Here is a 21,630-nt window from a genome sequence, read left to right on the forward strand (position 1 = left end):
ACTTTACCAATAGGGGAGGAAAGACATGGATATGCCAGAGCCCGAGCCGGGGACCCTTGTCAGAAAGCCGGAACTGGTCGCTCGGTTGCGCGCCGTGCTTCCTGAGGATGCGGTGATTGACGCGCCGGAAGAATTAAAGGCCTATGAATGCGACGCGCTGGCGGCCTACCGCTGTCCGCCGCTGTTGGCGGTCCTGCCGGAAACGACAGGGCAAGTCTCTGAAATCATGAAAATTTGCCACGATATGGGCGTGCCCGTGGTGCCGCGTGGGGCAGGAACTTCGCTTGCGGGCGGTGCTCTCCCGACGGCGGATGCGGTGATCCTCGGCGTGGCACGCCTGCGCGAGGTTTTGGAGATCAACACCGCCGACCGTTACATCCGGGTGCAGACCGGCATGACCAATCTCTCCGTGACGGCGGCGGTCGAGGACGAGGGGTTTTTCTATGCCCCCGACCCGTCGAGCCAGCTCGCTTGCGCCATCGCGGGCAATATCGCGATGAATTCAGGCGGCGCGCATTGCCTGAAATACGGGGTGACGACGAACAATCTTTTGGGCGTCACAATGGTCATGGCCGATGGCGAGGTGGTCGAGATCGGCGGCGCGGAGATGGATGCGCCGGGGCTGGACATTTTGGGGCTGATCTGCGGTTCCGAGGGGCAGTTGGGCGTGGTCACCGAAGCGATTTTGCGCATCCTGCCGAAACCCGAGGGTGCGCGGCCGGTGTTGTTCGGTTTCGACAGCAGCGAGGTGGCGGGGGCCTGTGTCGCGGACATCATCCGCTCGGGGCTGATTCCTGTGGCGATCGAATTCATGGACCGGCCAATCATTCGTGCCACAGAAGAGTTCGCGGGCGCGGGTTACCCGGATTGCGAAGCGCTTCTGATTGTCGAAGTCGAGGGCTCGGAGCAGGAGATTGCGGATCAACTGGCGCGGATCATCGCGATTGCCAAGCGGCACAATCCGGTGGCGATCCGCGAAAGCCAGAGTGCGGAGGAAAGCACGCGCATCTGGCTCGGGCGAAAATCGGCCTTTGGGGCGATGGGGCAGATGGGAGACTACATTTGTCTCGATGGAACGATCCCGGTGGGCGAGCTGCCCTCTGTGCTGAACCGCATCGCCGATCTGGCCGCCGAGCACGGCCATATGGTCGGCAATGTGTTCCATGCGGGGGATGGAAACATGCATCCGTTAATTCTTTATAACGCCAACGAACCGGGTCAGTTGGAAAGCGCCGAGCGGTTTGGCGCGGAGATTTTGAAGCTCTGCGTCGATGCGGGCGGCTGCCTGACCGGGGAGCATGGCGTGGGGGTGGAGAAGCGTGAGTTGATGACGCATCAGTTCGCGCCCGCCGATTTGGAAGCGCAGATGGCAGTGAAGGATGTGTTTGATTCGACATGGATTTTGAACCCGGCGAAGGTGTTTCCGCTCGACGTGAGTGCCACGCGGAGGGCGCGGGCATGAGTATTTCGACAGCAAAGGAAACGCTGGCGCCGCAGAGCGAGGCGGAGGTTTGTGCGGCCATCCGCAGCACTGGGGCGTGTGTCATCGAAGGTGGTGGAACGCGACGGATCGGATTGGCCGAAGGGGAGCGTTTGATAACGCGAGGCCTCAGCGGCGTTACGCTGTATGAGCCCGGCACTCTGACCCTCGTGGCGCAGGCAGGAACACCTTTGCATGAGATCGACGCGCTTTTGGCTGCGGAAAACCAGAGGTTGGCGTTTGAAGTGCCCGATCTGCGCGGGATTTTGGGCCGTGTGGGCGAGAGCACTATCGGCGGTGTGGTGGCCGCGAATGCCTCCGGGCCGCGGCGGGTGGCGTCCGGGGCCTGTCGCGATTTTTGCCTTGGGGTAAGGTTCGTGGACGGGCGCGGACAGGTGGTGAAAAACGGCGGGCGGGTGATGAAGAATGTTACCGGGCTCGATCTTGTGAAACTGATGGCGGGGAGCCATGGCACGCTTGGGGTGCTGACCGAGGTGAGCCTGAAGGTACAGCCCTTGCCGGAGACGGTGGTGACGCTGGTAGTTCCGGGATGTGATGCGCCCGGGGCGGTGGCGATCATGTCGGACATGTTGGGGCAGCCCTTCGATTTGACCGGTGCGGCTTGGCTGGGGGGTAAGGTTATGCTGCGGCTCGAAGGGTTCGAAACCTCGCTGCGTTATCGGGTCGGGCGGATGCGTGCGCGGCTGCGATGTGCGGCTGAGGAGATCTGGGGCGCTGAGGCCTGTACGCCGATCTGGTGCGGTATCCGTGATGTCGAGGCGTTTAATGACAGAGGTGGCGATGTCTGGCGGGTGTCGGTGAAGCCCTCGGAGGCCACAGGGCTGATCGAGGCGGTTCAGCCCGAGGATGTGATGTTCGACTGGGGCGGCAACCGGCTTTGGCTTTTGATGAAAGAGGGCACGGATCTGCGGGCGAAGATGACCACTGGTCATGCGACATTGGTCCGGGCATCCGATGAGACCAAGCGGCGCCTCGGGGTGTTTCATCCGCAATCGGCAGTATTGGCACGGATCAGTGCGGGGTTGCGCCATAAATTCGATCCGGACGGCAAGTTCAACCAAGGGATGATGGGCTGATGCAGACGCATTTCACCGAAGAGCAGCTTGTCGATCCGGGCATTCAGCGCGCCAACGAGATCCTGCGCGCCTGTGTGCATTGCGGGTTTTGTACCGCGACCTGTCCGACCTATGCGGTCTTGGGCGACGAGTTGGACAGCCCGCGCGGGCGGATTTACCTGATCAAGGATATGTTGGAAAACGACCGGCCTGCGGATGCGAAGATCGTCAAACATCTGGATCGCTGCCTGTCCTGTCTGGCCTGTATGACGACCTGCCCGTCGGGGGTGCATTACATGCATCTGATCGACCATGCCCGCGCGCATGTGGAGAAGACCTACAAACGGCCTGTGATGGATCGGGTGCTGCGCTGGACGCTGGCAAAAATCCTACCCTATCCGGGGCGATTTCGGGTCGCTCTTTTGGGGGCGAAGATCGCGAAGCCTCTGCGCCATCTGATGCCCGATCCGCGCTTGAAAGCCATGCTGGAGATGGCGCCGGCCCGTATTCCGCCCTCCTCACGCAATGACGCGCCGCAAGTGTTTCCGGCGAAAGGTGCGCGCAAGATGCGGATCGCTCTGATGACTGGCTGCGCGCAAAAGGCGCTGGATACCGACATCAACGATGCGACCATCCGGCTTTTGACCCGGCTTGGATGCGAGGTTGTCGTTGCGAAAGGCGCGGGCTGTTGTGGCGCGCTGACCCATCACATGGGCAAGGAGGCCGAGGCACACGGATCGGCCGCGAAGAACATCCGCGCGTGGATGCGGGAGATCGAAGGCGAGGGGTTGGACGCCATCGTGATCAACACTTCGGGCTGTGGCACGACGGTGAAGGATTACGGTCATATGTTTCGGACCACTGAATTGGCGGAGGAGGCCGCGAAGGTGGCGGCTTTGGCCAAGGATGTCTCCGAAGTGCTGATCGGGCTCGATCTGCCCGAAGGCAAACAGGACCTGAAAGTCGCCTATCACGCCGCCTGCTCCCTGCAACACGGGCAACAGATCAAGACCCATCCAAAGACGCTTTTGAAGCGCGTCGGGTTTGAGGTGGTCGAGCCGCGCGACAGCCATCTCTGTTGCGGCTCGGCAGGGACCTACAACCTGTTGCAGCCGGAAATTTCACAAAATCTCAAAGCGCGCAAAATCAAGTCCTTGCAGGACAAGACCCCAGATGTGGTGGCTGCGGGCAATATCGGCTGCATCATGCAGATCGGTTCCGGCATGGATGTGCCCGTGGTCCATACGGTTGAATTGCTTGATTGGGCAACAGGCGGCCCAAAACCGCCCAAATTGTTCTCGAATCGGTCATAATCCCGCCTTGAATCCTCTTTAGCGCTGAGGGGGAGGGACAGAGGGCTGACGAGGCTGACATGAAAAAATTGCTGACGATCTTTTTTCTGATCCTGATGAGCGGGGCGGCGCAGGCGGACAGTGTGTTAAAGACCTTTCGCACGGGCGATGATGGCCGGGGATGGGAAGCAGTCGGTCGGCTCGATTTCGCGGGGCGCAGTTTCTGCACCGGCACATTGATCACCGAGCGTCTCGTGCTCACCGCCGCCCATTGCATGTACGACATCTCGTCGCAAAAGCCGCACCAGCCGTCCGACGTGAGTTTCAAGGCCGGATGGCGCAACGGGCAGGCGCAGGCCTATCGCGAGGCGAAAGCGATCTATGTCCATCCGGGGTTTTCTCTGGCGAGCGGCGATCTGCACGACCGGCTGGTGAACGACGTGGCATTGATCGAACTGTCGCAGCCGGTGCGCACCACCTCCGTGCGCCCTTTCCCAACCTCCGTGCGCCCCGAAAAAGGTCAGGAAGTGGGGGTTGTTTCCTACGCTCATGATCGCGCCGAAAGTCCGTCTCTTCAGGAGGTCTGCCATGTGATGGCGCGTCAGGGCGGTGTGCTTGTGACCTCCTGCGAAGTGGATTTCGGCTCCTCCGGCGCGCCGATCTTCGACATGACCGGCGCCACGCCGCGCATCGTGTCCGTGGTCTCCGCCAAGGCGAATTTCCGGGGCGAACGCGTGTCGGTCGGCACCTCTCTCGATGGCGCTCTGGCCGATCTTCTGCAAATGGCGTCCAATGGCCAGAGCACCTTCAAAAAGGTCGACGCCGGCCCCATGCCCGCCCTCACCAATACCGAATTCGCCGTGGGTGTGCTCGGGCAATAAGCCCCTTGAAACCGCCTCTCTCCATGCCCAGATCTTTGATGTCGGATGCCTGAACAGGGTCCGGCATATCGCCTGTCCGCAACGCGGAAGGCCCTCACTCTGGAATCGCTCAATGGAGGATACCCATGCGCAACTTTGATCTTGCACCGCTTTACCGTGCCACCGTCGGTTTCGACCAAATCGCCGATCTGATGGACCGGGTTTTGGCCCAAGACGTCAGCCAGCCCAGCTACCCGCCCTATAACATCGAGAAAACCGCTGAGGATGCGTGGCGCATATCGCTCGCCGTCGCCGGGTTCTCGACCGAAGACATCGCCATCGAGCAACGTGAAAACGCTCTGATCGTCTCTGCCCGCAAATCCGACAGCGAGGAAGATAAGGGCAAGACCTATCTTCATCGCGGCATCGCCACCCGCGCCTTCGAGCGCCGCTTTACCTTGGCCGAACATGTCAAAGTCACTGGCGCGTCGCATGAAAACGGTATGCTGCACATCGACCTGAAACGCGAAGTGCCCGAAGCCCTGAAACCGCGCCGGATCGAGATTGCCGGGCCGAACACGGTCGACACCAAGGTGATCGAAGGCGAACGGACAGTCGAGGTCTGAGACCCCGTTCCGCTCTTTTTCTTGGCAAAAATACTCACATAAAAACGCCCGCCGGTTTGGCGGGCGTTTCTGTTTTGGTGCTCTGGCTTATTCGGCTTTGCCGATGGACCAGAAGAAGGTCTCGCCGGAGCTGTCGTCCACGCCGTCATTGTCGGTGGAGACGAACATCTCGCCGTCCTGGGTGATCGCCAAGCCTTCGACCTTGTCGACCACATAGCCGTTCCAGGATTTCAGATCCGGGATCAGGTCGCGCACCTCTTCCTTGGACACCACCGGGAGCTCATCGCCCAGCGGAGCCGGAACCATTTCGGAGGCCGGGATGCGGTAGATCTTCTTGATCTTCGCGGCGGCGCCGATCTGGTTGTCGCGCTCGATGACGTAGAACCAGTCGCCATGCGCGACAATCTCGGAAAGACCGGTCCAACCGGTGTCCGGCGCGGCTTTCTCATAGCGCACAGCCCCCCATTCACCGGTCTCGATGTTGTAGGCTACAAGCTTCACCGTGTTCTTCGGATCGTCTTTCCATTCGCGCTGAACCGCCATCCAGAGCGTGTCGTCGACCTTGGTGATGCCTTCGAAACCGAACCGGACTTCGTTGTTCAGAAGCTCGGCGGGCAGGCCCACCTCGTCCTTGATCACGCCCTTGGCGTTCACATGGTAGAGCGCATGCGGGGTCACACGGTCGGTGCGTCCCTCGGAAGCGACCCAGAACCCCCCTTCGCCATCGAGCGTGATGCCTTCCATGTCGAGTTTCTGCGCGGCATCGCCATTGGTGCGCACCACGCGGATCGCGTCGACGATCTTCGCGGGCGTCTGCGTCGGGTCGATTTTGAAGATGGTCGGTTGATAGCCGTAGAAGCTGTCGTTCACGGCGTAGATCATGCCGTCCTCATCCGCGACCATGCCGGAGTTCGCACCCCAGCCGGTGATCTCGTCCATGCCTTCTGACGTCAGCGTCGGGTAGGCGGCGGGGGCGTCCTGCAGTTCATAGAGCATGACATGGGCACGGGTGCCGCCGTCTTCGATGAGGTCGAGCTCGTTCGCGGTGGCCAGAAGCCCGCGTTCGGGGATCGCAATCGCGCCTTCGGGCGAAATGCCGGAGGGCAGGAGTTGCTTGAACACCGGGTTCTCTGCGTCGGTCACGTCATAGACGGAAACGGTGGAGGAGCGCTCGGACAGGATGAAGGCGTAGGTGGTGTCGCCGAAGGTGGCGACTTCCATGCCCTCGGGTTCCACGCCTTTGGCGTCGGAGCGTTTGTCCGGGTAGTGACCGGCCTGAATGATCGGATGCTCGAATGCTGCGCCCGATTCCCAGACCAGCGTGCCGTCTTTGTTGAACACGGTGACGGAGCGCGACCCGCCATCCATGTCGCCCTCGTTGGCGATCATGATGTGATCGTTGTCGATCCACTGAAGCCCATCGGGTTCGCGCAGACGACCCGGCTGGCTTTCGGTGAACAGAAGGGCGGCACGTTCATCGGTGGCGTCAATGTTGTCGAGGTCAACAGAACCGGCAGAGAAATGCGCGGTGACATTGCCGTCTTTGTCCATCACCACGATGTGGTTGTTTTCCTGCATCGTGACGGCCATCTCGCCCAAGGCGTTGATGTCCACGAATTCCGGCTCCGGATCTTCCGGCGCGATCTCTGCCAGGCCGGTGACGTCGATTTTCTTCAGGCTGTCGCAGGTCAGCGCCTCGTCTTTCACGCCAACAGTGACCATGTAGCCGGCCGGAAGCTGGCCGACACGGCCGTCGCCCGCTTCCTCGTCGCGCTCGTTCTCGATGGCGATGGCAACCATGGTGCCTTCGTCGTTATGCGCGGTGGAATCCGGTTGGCCGCCAAGATCGCATTCGCCGGTGATCTCGCCGGTGGCCAGATCGACGGACAGGAGTTTGCCCGAGGGTTCGACATAGCTCTCAGAGGTGTTCACCGCGACAAAGGCGGTGTTGCCGATCACGGTCACGGATGTCGGTTCGCCAGCGACATCCACATTGCCTTTCGGCTGCGGGTTTTTCGGGTCGGTGATGTCGATCAGGCCCACGACGCCCAGCGGGCTGTCAGTATAGACCAGCGTCATGCCATCCGCGGAGGCGCCGATGATCTCGGCGGAGGTCTCGCGCGCGCGGTCTTCGCCCTCGGCCATGTTGTCCGGGGTGGCGAAAGCGGCGATGCGGTTGAAGTTCAGTTCGGCATTGGCCCCGGTCGCGGTGATCGCGAGCGCAGAGGCGGCCAGCAGCAGATGCTTTTTCATTATGTGTCCCTCGTCATTGCACACGCGCGCGGTGTGACGAAAGGAAATGTCGCTAGGGTGACGGTTTTGTATCATTTTTGTAAAGGGGGCTGTGCTTGGAGTGTCACGTCAGCTTTGTTGACTTAAACGTCGAAAAGCGCGAGACGGGAGCCCTGAATGGAGAAGAAAATGAGTCTGTCGCAGAATTCGCCCGCGCGCCTGAACACGCTTTTTGCCAAACGCACCCAGAAAATGAAGGCTTCCGAGATCCGCGAGCTTCTCAAGCTTCTGGATCAGCCGGATATCATTTCCTTTGCGGGCGGTATCCCCGACCCGGCCTATTTCCCGCGTGTGGCGTTCGAACAGGCGATGCTCAAGGCGACGAGCGAACAGGCGGCGGGCATTGCGCTGCAATATTCGACCTCCGAAGGCTATACGCCGCTGCGCGACTGGATTGTCGACTACATGGGCCGTCATGGCGTGACCTGTACCCGCGACAACATCCTGATCACGGCAGGCTCGCAACAGGCGCTCGACTACCTCGGCAAGCTGTTTCTCGACCCGAACGACACGGCTCTGGTGGCCTGGCCGACCTATATGGGGGCCTTGGGGGCGTTCAACGCCTATGAGCCGCGCTATGACCGCTTCGATCCGCAGGCCAATCGTCCCATTGAGGACATCGAGGCCGATGCGGAGGCCGCAGGGGGGCGAGTGAAATTCGTCTACTTGTCGTCCGATTTCGCCAACCCGACCGGCGTGACCCTGACCGAGGATCAGCGCCGCACGGTGCTCAAACGTGCCGAGGCGCTGGGCTGTGCAGTGATCGAGGACGCGGCCTATCAGGAGCTGCGCTATACGGGGGCGGAGGTCAAACCGATGCTCGCGCTGGAGATCGAAGAGAAGGGGGATATTGAGGAGTGCCGCACGATCTATCTCGGCTCGTTCTCGAAAACGCTGGCGCCGGGGCTTCGGGTCGGCTGGGCGGTGGCGGCGAAACCGGTCATTCAGCAGATGGTGCTGACCAAGCAGGCCGCCGATCTTCAGACCGCTACGATCAACCAGATCGCCGTGAACGAGGTGGCGCGTGGCGTGTTCGACGCGCATGTCGCGACTCTGCGCGAGGTGTACGGTGCGCGGTTGAACGCCATGCTGGCGGCGCTCGACCGGCACATGCCCGAGGGGGTGGAGTGGACGCGTCCCGAGGGCGGCATGTTCGTCTGGGTCACCCTGCCCAAGGGCATGGGGGGGGCGGAGCTTCTGGTCAGAGCGCTTGAGGCCAAGGTCGCGTTCGTGCCCGGTGGCGCGTTTTATGCCGATGGCTCGCACACCAACACGCTCCGGCTCAATTTCTCGATGTCGCCCGCCGCGAAGATCGAAGAGGGCATCGCCCGTCTGGGCGATGTGATCCGCGCCGGGATGTGAGCTTTCAGAGTTTCAGAATGAAAAGAGGGGCCAGTGCCCCTCTTTTTGTGTCTCGCGCTCAGTAGCCGAACCGGCCCAGCTCGCGATAGTCGATGCTCTCCAGCAGCGGCAGAACCACCTCGCGCGGTTCGCCCGAGGCCTGGACCAGAACGCGGCCCTCAATCAGGGCCGAAAGATCGCCCTCGTTGTCGAGGAATTTCTCACGCCCGACGCGCACGGTCTTCATTCCCATGGCGCCGGCATTCTGGATCATGCCGCCCATCATGCCAATCATCGGGCTGTCGACCACGATGGTGATGGTGAACTCCTCGCCCGTTTCCTTGAAATAGCGTTTCGCCGCCGCCGTGCCGCCCCCCATCATGGCAAAGCCCGCGGTGGTGTCGGCATCATTTTCGGCCGTCCAGCCCTCGGGGGCTGCGGGGAGGAAGGCCGAAAGTTCGCCGGTCTTCATCTCCTGCATCAGTTGCTTGGCGTAATCGAGTTCTTCGAGCGCGTAGGTGACGTCGCCCTCCTCATAGGCCTTGAGCGCGCTGTTGAGCGTGTCGCTCACCTCGTCGGCCATGGCGGCAGTGCCGAGGCTCAGAGCGAGCGCCGTGCCCGCCAGAAGTTTGCTTGTGAATGTCATGGGACCCCTCCGATGAATGCTGTGCCGATAGCAAAACCGCTCTTCGGGAGTCGGGCAAGGGGAAGAATGGGGGCGGAAGCTCAAAACAAGAGGGTATGTGAGACATGAAACCACCTCGCACTTGTGCCGCAACGCCGCTAGAATGGGCGGTGTGTTTCAGTCCTGAGGCCAAACCATGTTGGGATTCCTGCGTTTTCTCGTGATCGGCCTCGTCCTCCTGACGGCGCTCTACATGCTTTTGGGCATCTACCTGCGCTCGCTCACCCGCGAGCGTCTTGAAGACGATTGGGAGAAAGAGGGTTCCATTGGCGCGCGCGAGGATTATGTGGAGGAGGGGATGCGGGAGTATGAACGCTCCTTCCGGCCAAAGCTCTTGCTGCTGGTCTATATCCTGCCCCTGGTCGTCTTTGCCGCGATCTTCTACGTGACGAATTTTATGTGAGGCCCCGCGATGCGCTATGTGAAATGGACCCTGATCGCCCTGATCGTGCTCTTTGTCGGAGGGTTCTTCCATTACACCCTGCCGCAGCATGACATCGTGCGGATTGTGAATACCTATCAGGAACGGCAGGATATTTCCGGCTGGACCTCGATCTTCTGGCAGGGGCCGGACAATGGCACGGCGACGATGCAGAGCCGCGACGTGCAATTCATCCAGGCGGTGCGCCCCTCCGGCAAGACCATCGTTTATCGCAACGAGGACACCGGCTGGGGCTGGCCGCCCTATTTCAAATTCGACACGGCCAATCTTGCGACCGAGGCGAGCGATGCCATCTCGACCAAGAACGCGCCCGCGTGGGTTTCGGTGACCCATTACGGCTGGCGCTCGCAGGTGTTGTCGATCTTCCCGAATGCCGTCGGGATCAAACCGGTGTCCGGGCCGGATACGACGATCATTCCCTGGACGAATATCATCATCCTGACGCTCATTGCCGTTTTCCTGATCACGATCTACCGCATGTGGCAGCAGTTCCGCGAACGCACCATCGAGCCGCTGGTCGAGGATGTGGAGGACGTTCTCGAGTTGGCCGACGAGAAAAAGGACAGCGCGGTGGACAAGGTCAAACGCTGGTTCCGCAGGTGAGTTTTGTCGCCTGGCTGGTGAGCGCGGGCTATGTCGCCGGGTTTCTGGCGCTGACGGCGGCGCTGGCGCGACGCAGCGGGCAAAAGCTTTGGCTGTTTGACGCCGGCCAAGCCGGGGCGGCTTGGGGCTTTCGCATCGCGTTTGCGATCCTTGTGCTTTGGCCTGTGGTGACACGGGCAGGCGGCGCGCCGATCTGGATCGTGCCTGCGGCTGTCTCTGCCGCTTTCGCGCTCTATGCGCAGGCCTGTATGGGCCGCTCCTGGCGTATCGGCACCAAGGATGGCGCGATCGGCGAGATCGTCACCGGCGGGCCGTTTCGCCTGTCGCGCAATCCGGTCTTTGTCGGGCAAATCGCGCTCAGTTGGTTTTTGACGCCGCTCGTGGGTCTGCCGATGGCCGTGGCCGCCGCGATCATGACCGCCTCTGCGGTGATGCAGGTGCGCTCCGAAGAGGTCGTTCTGGGCCAGAATGCCGATTGGCGGCGCTATTCCGAGAAAACGCCGCGCTGGATTGGACGGGTCTGAAAGCGGATGTAAAAAGGGGCCTTGCGGCCCCTTTCCTTATTCGCCGTAAGGCACCCAGATCGTCTTGACCTCGGTCGCCTGCGCCAACCAGTCCCGCGCTGGGTAAGTCCGGCTTAGACCGTTGTTCACCCAGGTACGTTTCAAATTCCCGGCGCTCTCTTTCTCGATCACAGCGGAAATCTCGGCGGAGGAAAAACTCCACACCGCCTCGACATCCATATGCCCGGCCATGGTTTTCGCCAGCTCCGCGTGCGACCCGGTCAGGATGTTGACTACACCTGCGGGCACGTCGGAGGTGTCGAGCACCTGATAGAAATCCGTCGCGGCCAGAGGATAGGCCTCGGAGGCCACGGCAATCACCCGGTTGCCCATGGCAATCGCAGGCGCGATCACCTCGATCAGTCCGGCAAGAGGCCGGTCGTCACAGAACGCGCCGATCACGCCGACGGGTTCGTTCATCGCCAAAGCTACGCCGCGCATCGGCACAGGTTTCGCGGCCCCGTCCAACTTGTCGCACCACGCGGCATAGGTGAAGAGCGTGTCGATCGCCTCCGCCACTTCGGCCTGTGCTTTCGCTTCGGTCGTACCCGTCAGATCGCGGATGCGCGTGGCGAATTCATCGGCGCGGGCCGAGAGATTTTCGCCGATGAAATACAGCACCTGCGCGCGGTTGTGGGCGGTCGCTTTGGCCCAGCCTTTGGCGCCTTGTGCGGCCTCGACGGCGTTGCGAATGTCCTTGCGGCTGGCAATCGAGCTATGGCCCAACAGTTTGCCTTTGGGCGAGTAGATCGCCTGAGAATAGCCGCCATCCGGCCGCGCCTGTTTGCCGCCGATGTAGAGCTTTGCGGTGCGATCAAGGCCGAGAACCTCGACGTCATCCGGCTTCATATGCGCCTTTGCGGGCTTCACCAGCGTGGCTTTGCCCGCAGGTTTGGTGTAGGCCATCAGCCCTTCCCAACCACCTTCGCGGCCAAAACCGCTCTCGCGCACACCGCCAAATCCGGCCGCGGCATCGAACATGTTCGACCCGTTGACCCAGACGACACCCGCGACCAGTTTCGGCGCAATATCCAACGCCAGATTGACGTTTTCGGTCCAGACCGAGGCCGCCAAGCCATAGCGCGTGTTGTTCGCCACCTGCACCGCCTCGGCGGGCGTGCGGAAGGTGGTGGAGACGAGCACCGGCCCAAAGATTTCTTCCTGCATCAAGAGCGACGAGGGCTCCAGCCCCGACACCAAAGTCGGCGGGTAGAAACAGCCTTCCGGCGCCTTCACGGGTTGATGCACGGTGCCTTCCGCGCCGCCCTTGGCCACGAGGCTTTCGATCCGCTGTAACTGAACGGGATCGACGATGGCGCCGACGTCGATGCTCTTGTCCAAAGGATTGCCGATCCGCAGATTTCCCATCCGCGCGACAAGCCGCGCGTGGAAATCCTCGGCAATGCCTTCCTGAACGAGCAAACGCGACCCGGCGCAGCAGACCTGCCCCTGATTGAAGAAAATCGCATCGACCAGCCCTTCGATGGCGCTGTCGATATCGGCATCCTCAAAGACGATGTAGGGCGATTTGCCACCCAGTTCGAGCGTCAACGACTTGCCCGATCCGGCAGTCGCCTCGCGAATGCGGCGGCCCACGGTGGTCGATCCGGTAAAGGCGATCTTGTCCAGGCCCGGATGTGTCACGATCATCTCGCCCACCGCGCCGTCGCCGGTCACGATGTTGACGACGCCTTTTGGCACACCCGCCTCTTGGCAAATCTGCGCAAAGAGCAACGCGGTCAGCGAGGTATATTCCGCCGGTTTCAACACCACCGTGTTGCCCATCGCAATCGCGGGCGCGACCTTCCACGCCAGCATCAAAAGCGGAAAGTTCCACGGGATGATCTGACCGCACACGCCAAGCGCCTCGCGCCCCGGCAGTTCTTCGTCCATGAGCTGCGCCATGCCCGCGTGGTAATAGAAATGCCGCGCCACCAGAGCCACGTCGATGTCGCGGCTCTCGCGGATCGGCTTGCCGTTATCCAAGGTCTCCAACACGGCAAAGAGCCGCGCGTGTTTCTGCACCAGACGCGCCAGCGCATAGAGCACCTTGGCCCGCGCTTTGCTGTCCTTCGCCCATTTGCTCTGCGCCTTGCGCGCGGCGGTGACAGCCGCCTCCACATCGGCCTCGGTCGCCTGTGTGAGATGCGCCAGAACCTCGCCTGTGGCCGGGTTCTTCGCCTCGAACACCGCGCCCGGATCCGTCATCTTGCCACCAATGAACAACCCGAACCGATCACCACCATCCACCAGCCAGGCCAGAGCCTCCGCCGCACTTTCGGGCGCCGTGCCATAGTCCATCGTGTCGAAAATCTCTTTCACGCTCATTGCCCGCGCCCCTGCTTCTTCTTGGCAAAAATACTCATGTCCGACCTCACCCAATCGCATGCCGCCATGAGGCCGAGTACTGCCCGGTCACATGGTGTTCCAACTGCCGCTCAATGTCGCCCAACAAAGACGACGCGCCGAAGCGGAACAGATGCGGCGAGAGCCAATGATCGCCCAGCTCTTCCTTGATCAGCGACAGGTAGACGAGGGCATCCTTCGCCTTGGAAATCCCGCCCGCCGGTTTGTAGCCGATGCGATAGCCGGTGCGGGCGTAATAGTCGCGCACGGCCCGGATCATCACGAGCGAAACAGGCAGGGTGGCATTGACGCTTTCCTTGCCGGTCGAGGTCTTGATGAAATCCGCGCCGGCCATCATGCAAACTTGCGAGGCTTTCGCGACATTGCGCAAAGACCCCAGCTCGCCGGTCGCGAGAATGGCTTTCACATGCGCCTCACCGCAGGTGGCGCGGAACTCGCGCATCTCGTTGTAAAGCGCTTGCCAGTTGCCGGTCAAAACGTGACGCCGCGAGATCACGATGTCGATCTCCTTCGCCCCCGCTTTGACGCTTTCCTCAATCTCCTTGACCCGCAAGTGATAGGGCGAGAGCCCCGCCGGGAAACCGGTCGAGACCGCTGCAACCGGGATTCCCGTGCCGTCCAGCGCCTCGACCGCCGTTTCGACCATATCGTGATAGACACAGACAGCGCCCGTCGTGATCGCGGGCATGCCCATGGCGTCCAGAATGTCGGCGCGTACCGGATGGGCGGCTTTGGCGCAAAGACGCCGCACGCGGCCCGCCGTGTCGTCGCCCGCCAGCGTTGTGAGGTCGATCATGGTGATCGCTTTCAACAGCCACGCGGCTTGGTGGTCTTTTTTCACTGACCGACGTCCGGGCAGGGTGGCACAGCGCCGCTCGACAGCGGAGGTGTTCACCCGCTGGCGTTCGACGATGTCGAGGTCCAGCTCCATGCCGGGATTGCGCGGTTCGTGGACCTGCGGCAGATGGGCGGTTTCGGTGTCCGCACCGGCGGTGGGGACGGATAGGTCGGTCGTGCTCATCGAAAAGCTCCGTTTTCACTTGGGCGCAAGCTCGCACGGACGACGCGCCTTGGCAATCATTGACCAATCGGTCAAACCGGTTGCACCACGCCTTTTTGATATTTCACTCGATATTGCCGCGGCGTCATGCCGAACCGCGCCCGGAACAGCCGATGGAAATGGCTCATGTTCTGCAGGCCGATGTCGGTGGCGATTTCCGCCAGGCTGTCGGGGGTGCCCTTGAGGCGGCGCGCGGCATAATCCATGCGCAACCGGTTGACATAATCGGAGGGCGTCTGGCCGAGGCAATTCTGCATCGTGCGGGCGACATGGGCATGGGCCTTGCCGCATTGCGCGACGAGCCCGGCAGCGCCGTCGCGGAATACCGCAGGCTCCTCGACCCGCACAAGCGCGTCGGACAGCCAGAGCGGCATGGCTTCGGTCGTCTCCCTGGCTTCGAGCGCAAGACCGGCGATCAGCGGCAGCAGGAAGGCTTCGAGGAAAAGCGCGGTGCGGGGCGAGGCCTCCAGCGTCTTGGCGGCGGTCGAAAGCTGGGCCATCTGGCGAATGTCGCGGCGCACCTGTACGGGGATGGCGCCGGCGCCGGGGAAATATTGGCTCACTTCGGGGAAGCGTTCGATCAGCTCCCGAACCCGTTTGCGCCGCAGGATGAGGTTGACGATATGGCTTTCTTCGCCCTGTCCCTGAAGCGCGTGGGGCAGGCCGGGAGAGATGAACACCAGATCACCCTCGCTCAACGCCAGACGCGTGGCCTCCGTCACCAGACGCGCCCGCCCGTTGTGGAGCCAGAACAGTTCGTAATAGTCCTGATCGTGTAAGGCTTTCGGTCGCGTCCTTGAGAGAACGCTTCGGGAAAAGTGGTAGTCTTCCCCTTTGGACAGAATGTCGGCCTGATGCAATGACGTCGTGAGCATGTGCACAGCTTACCATAGGAAAACGGCTGATTCTCACATTTTATATGGAGCAAGGACATAAATAAGGACAGAAATACGTGACGTCGGGTGCGATTTGCCACATTCTGGGGCAGTCGCGAGCGCGTGACAGCGCGCGGCGCATCGGATAGAGCAGGCCAACCCCGCAAAGACCAAGGATTCGCAAGATGACCGCCCAGAGCTTTGACCGTTCCATCAAGATCGCGCCCTCCATCCTCGCCGCCGATTTCGCCGATTTCGGACGTGAAATTCAGGCCGTCGAGGCGCATGGCGCGGATTGGATCCATGTCGATGTCATGGACGGGCATTTCGTGCCGAACCTGACCTTCGGCCCGGCGATGTGCAAGGCGATCCGCCCGCATATCAAGACGGTGATGGACGTGCACCTGATGATCGCCCCTGTCGATCCCTATATCGACGCCTTTGCCGATGCGGGTGCCGATATTCTCTCCGCCCATGTCGAGGCCGGACCGCATATCCACCGCACGCTTCAGGCGATCCGGGGCGCGGGGATGAAAGCCGGTGTCGCGCTCAACCCGGGCACGCCCGCCGAGAGTGTCGAGTACCTGCTCGACATGGTCGATCTGATCTGTGTGATGACGGTGAACCCCGGGTTCGGCGGTCAGAAATTCATCCATTCCCAGATCGACAAGGTGAAGGAACTGCGCGCCATGATCGGCGATCGCCCGATCCATATCGAGATCGACGGCGGCATCGACCCGACCACCGCCCCGCTGATGACGGCGGCGGGGGCCGATGCGCTGGTGGCGGGCTCTGCCGTGTTCAAGGGTGGTTCCGTGATCAACCCGGTACCTTACGGCGAGAACATCCGCGCGATCCGCGCCGCAGCCGAGGCCGCGCGCTAAAAGTCGCGTCGCTCAGGCGAGTGGCGTGTCCGGCAGGATCAGGGTGATGCCCTCGTCCTGCGCCAGCGCAGCAATGTCGTCCTCGTAACGCGCCGTGACCTCCGCGATCCTGGCGCTGTCCCAGCCGGGAATGTCACAGCGCGGCGACAGTGCGTCTTCGATGCCGTATTTGTCGAGAAACAACAGGATGACCCGCTCATACTGAGCGTCGGTCTCCGGCGGAAATTTCGCCAGATAGGCACGAAGCCGCGTGAGACCCTCCGGTTCGAGCAACGGTTTAAGCGGCTGGAGCCGGGCCTCCAGCTTCGCATCTTGTGGCAGCGCGAAAAGGTGGCGCAAGACCCGCGGCCAGATCAGCGGTGCATCTTCGTCGCACCAGAGCGTCAGTGGCACCTCCGGCATGGTGTGGCGCAGACGCTGCACCATCTCGCGCCAGCTCAGCCGTGCGGGATCGGTGGCTTCGACAAAGCTCCGGACCGTGCGGATCGCGTTCCCCGAGGCAAGGGCGCGATCCAGGAAAACCACCGGATTGATCAGCGCCAGAGAGAGCCGGAACGACGTATTCGAAAACAGCTCGGCGACCGGTGCGATACGGCTCTCGATGCCGTTGTAAAGCACGGGCCCGGTGAAGAGATCGCGCAAGGAGCCGGCGCGCAGGTCGTCGTCCAGCACCAGATGCGCCACCTTGCCGGGGGCGGTCAGTTCTGCGAGCAAAGCGTCCTGCTCCTCCGGGATTGGCGGCATGCCGTCGAGACGTCTGAGTGTCTCGTCGATGATCTTGCGGGCCTTTCGGATGGGCGGCAGTGAAATGTCGCGGGCGCGCAACAGATTCGCATTCGCCTTGGCGCTCAGGAGAATGTCGCGGCCTGTGCTGAATTGCACGCCGATATGGAAGGTGACCTGTGTCGGGCGTTCCATGGCGGCTCAATGATCCTGCGCGAGGGCCTTGAGGCGGGCGAGATGGGCCGCGAGCTGCGTTGGTCCCGGTGGGGTGGAGCCGGCCAGAAGTGTCAACTGCCACATCATCTCGACCACCGGACGCTCTGCGGTCAGGGCCTTGAGCCGGGCGCGGTGATGCGCGACGGTGTCGGCATGGAGCGCTTCGAAAACGGCCAACTCGGCGTGTGCGGCTTCGGCCCCGGGGCGCATGGCGGCAATGCGACGGTCTTCCTCGCTGTTGAAATTGCGTTCGGCCCAATAGCCGGGGCCGATTGGTTTGAGCATGTGATTGGGCAGGCCGCGCGCGGATTTCAGCACGAATTCCTCGATGGAACGCACGGAATAGTGGTTGAGCCAGGCGCGCGCGCCATCCTGTGGCAGGCCGAAAAGATTGATCCTTGCGCTTTGCTCGGCAAAGGCCTCTGGCATCGCTTTGCCATTGGCCCCAATCCAGCGCGCGGGCCGGTCCTTGAGCGGTTTCGGACGATGCACACCAAGTCCCTTGAAGGCCGCGGGGCGGTGGAGCGTCTTAAAGAAATGCGCCAGCGGCAGGGCGATCTCGTCGGGGGCGGCCATGGTGAAGCGCTCGGTGACGGGGCGGTCGTCCCATGACCCGATGCCGCTGTTGCCGAAGAGATGCCAACGCAACGGCACGGCATCGAACCCCTCGGGCAGGAGAGCGTCAAGGCTCAGTCCGTCCTCAAGTACCAGATATTCGTCGACGTCGAAAAACATCGCCAGATCGGCGGCCTTGTAGAGCGGATGTTTGGACAGGAGTTTCATCGCCTGCCATTGAACGGATTTCTCGCCGTCGGGCTGAAACGACAAATGAGTGACGACGCCAGCCTGGTCGAGCGCATCCAGCAGGGCATCCGAGCGGTCCGAAAGATCATGCGAAGCGATGAGGAAATGCGAGAACCCGGCGGCCCTGTGATGGGCGATCCAGTCGAGAAGCCAAGGCCCCTCGTCCCGGATGCATGTGATCGCGAGTGTGTTCAAACCCAACCTACCTGTCATGTGCCGGAGAGGTGACGTGTTTTTGCACAGTTCCGTCCGGCTTTTACAGTGTTGCGTTGGTCTCACACAGCTCAGGCTGAGTCAAGCGCAGGGCGGGGTGACCGGCCTGTGGGTTCAATAGCCGAGACGCCCGGCGATGCGGGACAAAAGCGTCGGCGCGATGGCCACGAGAATGACGATCCGCACCAGATGGTGGAGCGAGATATAGGCCACCTCGGCATGCATCGCGAGGGCGACGAGCGACATCTCCGTCAGGCCCCCCGGGGCATAGGCGAGCAGGACCTGCTCCGTGGTCTGGCCGAAGAGCTGATGCAACCCGACCGCAAAGCCGAGGGACAGGGCCATGGTCACGAGCGTGCCGCCCAGCGTCAGCGCCAGTGTGCCGAACACCAGCGCGGGGCGCGCACCGCGAAAGCGACAGCCCATGGAGGTGCCAAGGATCACCTGTGCGGCAATCACCAGAAGGGCGGGGGGCGAGGAATGGGTCAGCCCGGTCATATGCGCCGCACCTGACAGGATCATCGGTCCCAGCAGTCCCGGCGCAGGCAGGCGCAGTTTGGCGCCGCCCCAGGCGCCCACCACGGCACAGGCCAGAAGAATCGCAGCACTCATGAGGGTGATCTCTGGCCCGTCGCTTTTGAGCGTGATGCCGGTGACCTCGTAGCCAAGGAACACCCGGAAATAGAGCGCGATGATCGAGATCGTCACCACAATCCGCCCGGCATGGGCCAGAATGATCCGCTTTTCGTCGCCCCCCAGAGCGCCACCGATGACGGTCATCTCGTTGAGCCCGCCGGGCATGGCGGAGAAAAACGCGGTGATCGGGTCGAGACGGCCGACCTTGATGTAGAAGGGTACGACGAGGGCCGCGGACAGCGCGATATAGACCGAGAGCCCCGCCAGCGAGAGCGCCCAGCGGCTGAGGTTCTGGAAGGTGTCGGTGTCGAAGCTCGATCCGAGCATGACGCCGATCACCGGGATGACGATGGGGCGGAGCTGGTTCGGGGCTTCCAGCGGCGCGCCCGCCATCACGAAGACGAAGATCACCAGCATCGGCCCGAGCATCCAGGGCAACGGCATATGTGCCAGATAGAATCCGGTGCCCGCAGCCGCGCCGATCATCAGCGTCATGAGGATGAGCAACAGGCGTTTCGGGGCGGGCAGATCGGGCAAGGGGTGGGGTCCTGAGGGGGCAATTTGTCGCGCCAACATACAAGGCCATTGCGATGGGGCAACCCACAGGTCCGTGGGAATTGTGCACAAGTCTTGCGCGGGCGATTGTCGCGCGTCTTGTAGAGGACGACGTCTCGTTCCCTGTCACAAATCTTTTTCCCTCGCGTCACAGAAGGGATGCACTCCCTGTGCTTTATCGCCGCCAGCGAAAAAGAGGGGGCGGATATGCTCGAAGTGAAGAGCCTGACGAAACGGTTCGGCACCAAAGCGGCCGTGGACAAGGTCAGCTTTCAGATCGACCGGTCGATGATGATCGGTATTATCGGGCGCTCCGGGGCGGGGAAATCGACCTTCCTGCGGATGATGAACCGGCTGACCGATGCCTCCGAGGGCGAATTGCTGTTCGAGGGGCGCAATGTGCTGTCGCTCAAGGGGGCGGAGAAGCGTCAGTGGCAATCCGATTGCGCGATGATCTTTCAACAGTTCAACCTCGTGCCGCGCATGGATGTGGTGTCCAACGTGTTGCATGGCACGCTCGGTCGTCGCTCCACATTGGCGACCATGTTCAACCTCTATCCCGAAGAAGACATTCACAAGGCGATCGACATTCTCGGTCGCCTTGGCATTTCCGAACATGCCGAAAAACGCGCCGAGGCGCTTTCGGGCGGTCAGCAACAGCGCGTCGCCATCGCGCGTGCGCTGATGCAGGATCCCAAGGTGATCCTCGCCGATGAGCCCATCGCCTCGCTTGATCCGATGAATGCCCAGACCGTGATGGAGGCGCTCAGACGCATCCATGACGAGGACGGACGCATGGTGATCGCGAACCTTCACACGCTCGACACCGCACGGCGCTATTGCGACCGCATCATCGGCATGCGCGACGGGCGCGTGGTGTTCGACGGCACACCCGCCCAGCTCACCACAGGCGTTGCGCGCGATATTTACGGGGCGGGGGCCGATTTTTCGGAGGCCGCCACCTCGACCGAAATCCGTGATCACGAGGATGTCGAGGCGGTGGAGCGCCGTCTCGCAAAGGTTACTGTCTGACCCTTTCACCCGCACCAACCGAACTCATGCGGGTCCATCAACTGGAGAGAATGATGAAAAAACTGCTTGCTGCCGTTCTGACCACCACCGCGCTTGTCGGTGCCGCTCAGGCTCAGGAGATCAAGGAATTCAACATCGGTCTGCTGGGCGGCGAAAACGCTCAGGACCGTCTGAATTCCAACGAATGCCTGCGCGCCTATGCCGAAGAGGCTCTGGGCGTTCCGGTGAAACTTTTTGCTCCGGCCGACTACAACGGTGTGATGCAGGGCCTTCTGGGCGGCACCATCGACATGGCCTGGCTCGGTGCCTCCTCCTACGCCGGGGTCTACATCCAGGACCCGGAAGCCGTTGAACCGGTTCTGGTGAAGATCAACCTCGATGGCTCCTACGGCTATCATTCCATCGGCTTTGCCCGGAAGGACAGCGGCATCACCTCGCTCGACGATATGGCTGGCAAATCCTTCGGCTTCGGCGATCCGAACTCCACCTCCGGCTACCTGATCCCCTCCGTCGAGATCCCGCAGTACAAAGACGGTATCACCATGGAATCCGGTCAGTATTTCGGTGAGGTGAAATTCACCGGCGGTCACGAACAGACCATCGTTGCGGTGAACAATGGCGACATCGACGCCGGTGTGACCTGGGCCGACGGTCAGGGCGCCTGGGAAGACGGGTACAACAACGGTGCGCTGCGCAAGGCCGTGGACGCCGGTCTCGTCGATATGAACGATCTCGTGGAAATCTGGCGCTCCAAGCCGATCCCGGAAGGCCCGGTCGTGCTGCGCAAGGCGCTGCCCGCCGATGTCAAGGCGACGATGACCGCTCTGGTCGACGGCCTGAACGAAGTCGATCCGGATTGCGCCTATGGTGTGGCCGCCGGTGAGAGCCTCGGTTTCGACCCGATCACCCATGAGGCCTACACCTCCATCGTCGCCGCCCGTCTCGCCGCGTCGAACTAAGCCGATCTGACATTGGACCCTGCGCTTTTGGCGCGGGGTCTTTTCC

The 21,630-nt window shown here is 61.9% G+C and carries 20 protein-coding genes; 12 read left to right on the plus strand and 8 right to left on the minus strand.

The features are described from left to right. The first annotated feature begins 25 nt into the window (after positions 1-25). From CEW89_RS16250 to CEW89_RS16270, 5 genes are all read left to right on the plus strand, one after another. Positions 26-1,462 carry an FAD-linked oxidase C-terminal domain-containing protein gene (locus CEW89_RS16250; RefSeq protein WP_096806595.1) on the plus strand — a complete coding sequence of 479 codons (1,437 nt, stop codon included), beginning with the start codon at positions 26-28 and terminating at the stop codon, positions 1,460-1,462. A gap of 23 nt (positions 1,463-1,485) precedes the next feature. Next, on the plus strand, positions 1,486-2,577 hold the full coding sequence (locus CEW89_RS16255) for an FAD-binding protein (RefSeq protein ID WP_425321034.1): 1,092 nt from the start codon (positions 1,486-1,488) through the stop codon (positions 2,575-2,577). Further along, a complete protein-coding gene (gene glcF / locus CEW89_RS16260; protein ID WP_096806597.1) occupies positions 2,577-3,869 on the plus strand; it encodes a glycolate oxidase subunit GlcF in 1,293 nt (430 codons plus the stop codon). Before CEW89_RS16255 ends, glcF begins: the two co-directional genes overlap by 1 nt. Before the next feature lie 59 nt (positions 3,870-3,928). After that, positions 3,929-4,729, plus strand: a complete 801-nt coding sequence (locus CEW89_RS16265) for a trypsin-like serine peptidase (protein ID WP_096806598.1) — start codon at positions 3,929-3,931, stop codon at positions 4,727-4,729. Between the two features lie 125 nt (positions 4,730-4,854). Then, positions 4,855-5,334, plus strand: coding sequence for an Hsp20 family protein (locus CEW89_RS16270; RefSeq protein WP_096806599.1), 480 nt, complete (start codon positions 4,855-4,857; stop codon positions 5,332-5,334). A gap of 87 nt (positions 5,335-5,421) precedes the next feature. Here CEW89_RS16270 and CEW89_RS16275 read toward each other — a convergent pair whose 3' ends face one another. After that, the gene (locus CEW89_RS16275; protein ID WP_096806600.1) at positions 5,422-7,587 is read right to left on the minus strand and encodes an esterase-like activity of phytase family protein; all 2,166 of its coding nucleotides are present in this window, start codon (positions 7,585-7,587) and stop codon (positions 5,422-5,424) included. A gap of 156 nt (positions 7,588-7,743) precedes the next feature. Between CEW89_RS16275 and CEW89_RS16280 the strand changes: the two genes are divergently transcribed. Further along, complete coding sequence (locus tag CEW89_RS16280) at positions 7,744-8,988, plus strand: aminotransferase-like domain-containing protein (protein ID WP_244906088.1); 1,245 nt, start codon at positions 7,744-7,746, stop codon at positions 8,986-8,988. A gap of 58 nt (positions 8,989-9,046) precedes the next feature. Here CEW89_RS16280 and CEW89_RS16285 read toward each other — a convergent pair whose 3' ends face one another. Beyond that, positions 9,047-9,613 (minus strand): hypothetical protein, encoded by a 567-nt coding sequence (locus CEW89_RS16285; RefSeq protein WP_066701927.1) that lies wholly within the window; start codon positions 9,611-9,613, stop codon positions 9,047-9,049. A gap of 175 nt (positions 9,614-9,788) precedes the next feature. Here CEW89_RS16285 and CEW89_RS16290 point away from each other — a divergent pair, with 175 nt between their 5' ends. From CEW89_RS16290 to CEW89_RS16300, 3 genes are read left to right on the plus strand one after another with little or no spacing between them, the layout of a single operon-like run. After that, complete coding sequence (locus tag CEW89_RS16290; RefSeq protein ID WP_096806601.1) at positions 9,789-10,055, plus strand: hypothetical protein; 267 nt, start codon at positions 9,789-9,791, stop codon at positions 10,053-10,055. A 9-nt stretch (positions 10,056-10,064) separates the two neighbouring features. Further along, positions 10,065-10,697 carry a DUF1523 family protein gene (locus CEW89_RS16295; RefSeq protein ID WP_066701921.1) on the plus strand — a complete coding sequence of 211 codons (633 nt, stop codon included), beginning with the start codon at positions 10,065-10,067 and terminating at the stop codon, positions 10,695-10,697. Next, positions 10,694-11,221, plus strand: coding sequence for a methyltransferase family protein (locus tag CEW89_RS16300; protein ID WP_096806602.1), 528 nt, complete (start codon positions 10,694-10,696; stop codon positions 11,219-11,221). The genes CEW89_RS16295 and CEW89_RS16300 overlap by 4 nt, the downstream gene beginning before the upstream one ends. 36 nt (positions 11,222-11,257) lie before the next feature. Here CEW89_RS16300 and CEW89_RS16305 read toward each other — a convergent pair whose 3' ends face one another. The 3 genes from CEW89_RS16305 to CEW89_RS16315 form a co-directional block, all read right to left on the minus strand. After that, complete coding sequence (locus CEW89_RS16305; RefSeq protein WP_096806603.1) at positions 11,258-13,588, minus strand: aldehyde dehydrogenase family protein; 2,331 nt, start codon at positions 13,586-13,588, stop codon at positions 11,258-11,260. 46 nt (positions 13,589-13,634) lie between these two features. After that, positions 13,635-14,648: a deoxyribose-phosphate aldolase gene (deoC, locus tag CEW89_RS16310; RefSeq protein WP_096806604.1), complete on the minus strand. Its 1,014-nt coding sequence runs from the start codon at positions 14,646-14,648 to the stop codon at positions 13,635-13,637. A 71-nt stretch (positions 14,649-14,719) separates the two neighbouring features. Then, on the minus strand, positions 14,720-15,562 hold the full coding sequence (locus CEW89_RS16315) for a helix-turn-helix domain-containing protein (RefSeq protein ID WP_096806605.1): 843 nt from the start codon (positions 15,560-15,562) through the stop codon (positions 14,720-14,722). Between the two features lie 185 nt (positions 15,563-15,747). Here CEW89_RS16315 and rpe point away from each other — a divergent pair, with 185 nt between their 5' ends. Beyond that, on the plus strand, positions 15,748-16,446 hold the full coding sequence (rpe, locus tag CEW89_RS16320; RefSeq protein WP_096806606.1) for a ribulose-phosphate 3-epimerase: 699 nt from the start codon (positions 15,748-15,750) through the stop codon (positions 16,444-16,446). 12 nt (positions 16,447-16,458) lie between these two features. Here the strand turns inward: rpe and CEW89_RS16325 are convergent, their stop codons facing one another. The 3 genes from CEW89_RS16325 to CEW89_RS16335 all read right to left on the minus strand — a co-directional run bounded on the left by CEW89_RS16325 (position 16,459) and on the right by CEW89_RS16335 (position 19,575). After that, positions 16,459-17,364: a hypothetical protein gene (locus CEW89_RS16325; RefSeq protein WP_096806607.1), complete on the minus strand. Its 906-nt coding sequence runs from the start codon at positions 17,362-17,364 to the stop codon at positions 16,459-16,461. Positions 17,365-17,370: 6 nt separating this feature from the next. Further along, entirely contained in the window at positions 17,371-18,384 is a 1,014-nt protein-coding gene (locus CEW89_RS16330) for a glycosyltransferase family 2 protein (protein ID WP_244906089.1), read from the minus strand. 132 nt (positions 18,385-18,516) lie between these two features. Next, entirely contained in the window at positions 18,517-19,575 is a 1,059-nt protein-coding gene (locus tag CEW89_RS16335; RefSeq protein ID WP_244906090.1) for an AbrB family transcriptional regulator, read from the minus strand. Between the two features lie 225 nt (positions 19,576-19,800). Between CEW89_RS16335 and phnC the strand changes: the two genes are divergently transcribed. Next, entirely contained in the window at positions 19,801-20,625 is an 825-nt protein-coding gene (gene phnC / locus CEW89_RS16340; protein ID WP_066701904.1) for a phosphonate ABC transporter ATP-binding protein, read from the plus strand. 53 nt (positions 20,626-20,678) lie between these two features. Beyond that, a complete protein-coding gene (phnD, locus tag CEW89_RS16345; protein WP_096806609.1) occupies positions 20,679-21,584 on the plus strand; it encodes a phosphonate ABC transporter substrate-binding protein in 906 nt (301 codons plus the stop codon). Positions 21,585-21,630: the final 46 nt, after the last annotated feature.

This window comes from Celeribacter ethanolicus (genome assembly GCF_002407265.1).
Lineage (GTDB): Bacteria > Pseudomonadota > Alphaproteobacteria > Rhodobacterales > Rhodobacteraceae > Celeribacter > Celeribacter ethanolicus.

Excerpts from the sequence above, each read along its gene's own strand:
- CEW89_RS16250 (WP_096806595.1), top strand. The coding sequence starts at position 26 with ATGGATATGCCAGAGCCCGAGCCGGGGACCCTTGTCAGAAAGCCGGAA.
- glcF (WP_096806597.1), top strand. The coding sequence starts at position 2,577 with ATGCAGACGCATTTCACCGAAGAGCAGCTTGTCGATCCGGGCATTCAG.
- CEW89_RS16265 (WP_096806598.1), top strand. The coding sequence starts at position 3,929 with ATGAAAAAATTGCTGACGATCTTTTTTCTGATCCTGATGAGCGGGGCG.
- CEW89_RS16270 (WP_096806599.1), top strand. The coding sequence starts at position 4,855 with ATGCGCAACTTTGATCTTGCACCGCTTTACCGTGCCACCGTCGGTTTC.
- CEW89_RS16275 (WP_096806600.1), bottom strand. The coding sequence starts at position 7,587 with ATGAAAAAGCATCTGCTGCTGGCCGCCTCTGCGCTCGCGATCACCGCG.
- CEW89_RS16280 (WP_244906088.1), top strand. The coding sequence starts at position 7,744 with ATGGAGAAGAAAATGAGTCTGTCGCAGAATTCGCCCGCGCGCCTGAAC.
- CEW89_RS16285 (WP_066701927.1), bottom strand. The coding sequence starts at position 9,613 with ATGACATTCACAAGCAAACTTCTGGCGGGCACGGCGCTCGCTCTGAGC.
- CEW89_RS16290 (WP_096806601.1), top strand. The coding sequence starts at position 9,789 with ATGTTGGGATTCCTGCGTTTTCTCGTGATCGGCCTCGTCCTCCTGACG.
- CEW89_RS16295 (WP_066701921.1), top strand. The coding sequence starts at position 10,065 with ATGCGCTATGTGAAATGGACCCTGATCGCCCTGATCGTGCTCTTTGTC.
- CEW89_RS16305 (WP_096806603.1), bottom strand. The coding sequence starts at position 13,588 with ATGAGCGTGAAAGAGATTTTCGACACGATGGACTATGGCACGGCGCCC.
- deoC (WP_096806604.1), bottom strand. The coding sequence starts at position 14,648 with ATGAGCACGACCGACCTATCCGTCCCCACCGCCGGTGCGGACACCGAA.
- CEW89_RS16315 (WP_096806605.1), bottom strand. The coding sequence starts at position 15,562 with ATGCTCACGACGTCATTGCATCAGGCCGACATTCTGTCCAAAGGGGAA.
- rpe (WP_096806606.1), top strand. The coding sequence starts at position 15,748 with ATGACCGCCCAGAGCTTTGACCGTTCCATCAAGATCGCGCCCTCCATC.
- CEW89_RS16325 (WP_096806607.1), bottom strand. The coding sequence starts at position 17,364 with ATGGAACGCCCGACACAGGTCACCTTCCATATCGGCGTGCAATTCAGC.
- phnC (WP_066701904.1), top strand. The coding sequence starts at position 19,801 with ATGCTCGAAGTGAAGAGCCTGACGAAACGGTTCGGCACCAAAGCGGCC.
- phnD (WP_096806609.1), top strand. The coding sequence starts at position 20,679 with ATGAAAAAACTGCTTGCTGCCGTTCTGACCACCACCGCGCTTGTCGGT.